General features: G+C 54.8%; 2 protein-coding genes. One reads left to right on the top strand and one right to left on the bottom strand.

Annotated elements, in window-relative coordinates:
* Positions 1-263: 263 nt before the first annotated feature.
* The gene (locus GOB85_RS18585) at positions 264-1,664 is read right to left on the bottom strand and encodes a pilus assembly protein TadG-related protein (RefSeq protein WP_173578846.1); all 1,401 of its coding nucleotides are present in this window, start codon (positions 1,662-1,664) and stop codon (positions 264-266) included.
* A 252-nt stretch (positions 1,665-1,916) separates the two neighbouring features.
* On the opposite strand from GOB85_RS18585, the gene GOB85_RS18580 reads away from it, so the two are divergent.
* Positions 1,917-2,396 (top strand): hypothetical protein, encoded by a 480-nt coding sequence (locus GOB85_RS18580; RefSeq protein ID WP_173578847.1) that lies wholly within the window; start codon positions 1,917-1,919, stop codon positions 2,394-2,396.
* The last annotated feature ends 142 nt before the right edge of the window (positions 2,397-2,538 follow it).

Genomic DNA, 2,538 nt, shown 5'->3' with positions numbered 1-2,538 from the left:
TGCTCTGTGGGACACCGTCGGCGCTCTGCTTCACGCTTTCACTCCCAGCCAATGCGCCAGTTTCTTTACAGCCACAGGATATGAACCAGATTAAAGTGGAAAAGCTCTAGATAAAGAAGGATACTCCGCCCTGAACCGGCAGCGCCCGGGCTTTCGCAAGCCTTTGAAAAATCAGACTTCAATACCTGACGCGAACTGAGCGTTTGCAGAAGTCTCTGATCTTTGCCGGTCATCACGGGCAGTACCCTGAGGCCCGGGGCGGACTACTTTGAGATGCGGAGTGAGCTGTCGTTGATGATGGCGTCGAGGGTGGAGGCGAAAGCCTGCTGGATAGCTGCGCCATCATCGGCCTGGAAGTAATCGTCCGTTTTTGAGGCGCAGGTCTGCATGGAGCCCTGCATGGTTCCGGAACCGGTTCCGGTGACGGGCTCGACATAGGTGTCAAAGAGCGGGTTGCCTGGCACGGAATAGTAGGGGACCCAGATGGAGAAGAGCTGGACGCCCATGTTTTTGAGTGTGGTGCAGGCGTTCGTGTAGGACACGTCCACGGTATGATAATAAGGCGGGTAGGTGGCGTCGTAGATATCTTCCGCGCCGTCGGAGAGGAAGATCACGTATGTTTTCATTTTGGATGGAGACGTGCCGTCTCCGATATTTGTCAGCTGGCCCGCGACGGAATTCAGGGCGCTCGTAATTTTAGTGTAACCGCCATTATAATTGGCGAAATCGAGAGGCCGATAAGAGTAACTGTTGCGTGAATTATAGTACTGGGTGGCGTTTTCGACATCCAGGGATGATGCAGCGGTCGTTGCGGCTGCGATATCCGCGGTCGGGGCGACGGTCTGTATGAAATTCGTTCCGAATGTATTGATGCCGACTGTGATGCGGTTAGCGTTGCTGGTGGTGTACGCGCTGAGCTGGGTTGTGAAGGTCTGCATGGCCTCTTTGACATAATCGATTTTCAGACTGATCCCGTTTGCCTGGGCGTAAGCGCGCAGGTCGCAGACGGGACTTGCTTTTCGGGAAGATGTCTGAGGATTGAGCGATGTTGTACAGCTCACGTTGTTTGCGGTGTAATAATATGCGTTGGGATCGTGGCAGGCGAAAGCGCACTGGTTGGGTGTATTTTCCAGGGTCTGGATCGCGTCCGCGTTTCCGCCGACGGTCATCGAATTTGAGATGTCAACGAGGAAGATGATCTGCAGATATGAGTTTGATGCGGTCATGCTGGCTGTTGAACTGACGGTGATGGGGCCGGACATGCCGGGGACGAAGGCGGGCATGATGAATTTCGGGGTGGAGGAGAGGGATACGGTCACGCTTCCGGAATATTGTGTCTGAGGAGTATATGTGACTGTTGCGATGGGGATGGGGGAGATTCCGGCGGCGCTGGCGTTTGTTGTGACGGACGCGGTGGCTGCGGTCTGTGCTGTTGCCAGGGCCTGTGCGTTCGAGGCGTCTGCTCCTGCCGAGACCAGGCTGTTGTTTGCGGCCTGTGCGGCTTTCAGGGCTGCGGCGTCGGCGATGTTCTGAAGATGGCTGCGTGTGTTGACGACCACAGCAAGATTACTGGCTGTTGCGACACCGACCAGCATGGTGAGCAACGCGATGGGCATCAGAACTGTGACGCCCCCATCGCGTGAGGCACGTAGCCGCTGGAACATGATCGTTTTCCTCGACTATGGGCGACAGCGTGTTCCGGCACTGCGTATTGCTGGATGGAATGGTGCTGCGGGAGGGGAGGGTATCCGGACCAGCGCGGATTTCTTCAGGAATAATGAATTGTTCTTGTGGATATGAATTGCGTTGAACATTATATCCACTATTACTAACAACTAATTAATTTTACTTCTGTATGAATATTTTTGTTGTTTTTGTTGAAATACACGGAATTTTTTTGCCGGAGGTGACCAGGTGTGTTGAATGCCAGCGAGGCATTGACCCATGTTGAAACGCTGACCTCGTGCTTTTTTGGCGGGGCTGCTGGCGTGTTGGGCTTGGCGTTATTGAGCGTTATCCGGCGATGGAATTTCCGGGAGCAGGTATTGATCTGTTTGATTGCGCGTCGGACCGGTCTGTCGCGGAACACGATCCGGAAGTATCTGCAGTCAGATCGTGTGGAACCGATGTTCAGGGTTTCTGCACGGGCTAGCAAGCTGGACCTGTTTGCCGAGAGACTGTCGACGTGGTTGCGGACGGAATCCCGCAAACCGCGCAGGCAGAAACGAAACGGGCAGCAATTTTACGCGGATCTGGTCAGCCCTCGCTATGACGAGGCCTTATTGGCGGGTTGCTGTCTTTGTGCGGACATGGCGGGAGGATTTCCACCACCGTCAGCAGGTATCCGGCCGCAGCGTTTTTGTGCCTCTGGCATTTGTGGACGTGTCACGGTTTAGCAGCCTGTCGGGTTGGGGTACCCTGTGAAGAGGTAAGGTTGTAAGGTGGTGAGATGAGCAGCTTCATCCCGTCTGACCGGTCTCAGCCGTATCTTCTGCCGCCTGATCTGAAGTCGTGGCTTCCTGCTGACGATATGGCGCA

The organism is Acetobacter fallax (assembly GCF_011516735.1).
Classification (GTDB): domain Bacteria; phylum Pseudomonadota; class Alphaproteobacteria; order Acetobacterales; family Acetobacteraceae; genus Acetobacter; species Acetobacter fallax.
This window is presented reverse-complemented; position numbering and strand designations above follow the sequence as displayed.